Raw genomic sequence first — 696 nt, 5'->3', positions numbered from 1 at the left:
CGCTGCCTTGCGGGCACTGCCTGCGAACGCCTCCGCCGTGATCTCCCCGTTCTGGTAAGCCTGCATCAGCTCTTCAAAGGCGATCTTCTGCTCGAGGAAGGTTTCTTTGACTTCCAGCGATGCCTTCTTGGTGTTGTACATCCACTCCCCAAGGCCGGTGGCGTCCGTGCCTTGGAACATGAAACCCATCTCCTGCAGTTCTTCGCTGGCCTGCTCGAGATTCTGTTTCAGGGCATCCACATCATTGGTCAGTGTCCGTACATCCGCCTCGCCCACTTGGTTGATGCCTTCGTAAGCCTCCAATGCAGCAGGTGACAAAGCAGCCATTTCGTTTTTCAGCCCCTGCCAGTGCCCGGCCATAGCCTGTGCAATAGTTCCACCGGAGGCCAGCTGGTCATTCGCTCCTGCGGCAGAGTCCCCGGCTTCTTCCAAAGCACTGCCGGTATCCTTAACGGCTTTCTTCAGTTCCTTTTGCTTCTTGGTGGCCTTGTCCACCTCGGTTACGGTGACCTTGGTCAGCTCCTTCTGGGAGTCACCGGCCTTCTTGTTGCTCTCCTCGATCCCGGCCCCGGTGGCCTCAATGCTGGCCTTGGCGATTTCGAGGGTGTCTTTGATCCTGGGTGTTTCGGTGGTGATGGCCTTCCCGATGTTCAGATAGGCATCCTTCACCTTGTTGGCATCCTTGGCGACGCCATC

At 57.5% G+C, this 696-nt stretch carries 1 protein-coding gene; it reads right to left on the bottom strand.

All coding sequences use genetic code 11. The features are described 5' to 3' along the window. Positions 1–696, bottom strand: a 696-nt coding sequence (locus tag E1189_RS22390) for a hypothetical protein (RefSeq protein WP_196220881.1), incomplete at both ends; no start/stop codon positions are given.

It is taken from the genome of Parendozoicomonas verongulae, from assembly GCF_009711465.1.
In the GTDB taxonomy this organism is placed as follows: Bacteria; Pseudomonadota; Gammaproteobacteria; order Pseudomonadales; family Endozoicomonadaceae; genus Sansalvadorimonas; species Sansalvadorimonas verongulae.
The sequence above is the reverse complement of the archived record's forward strand: the minus strand, read 5'-3'. Positions and strand labels throughout refer to the sequence as shown.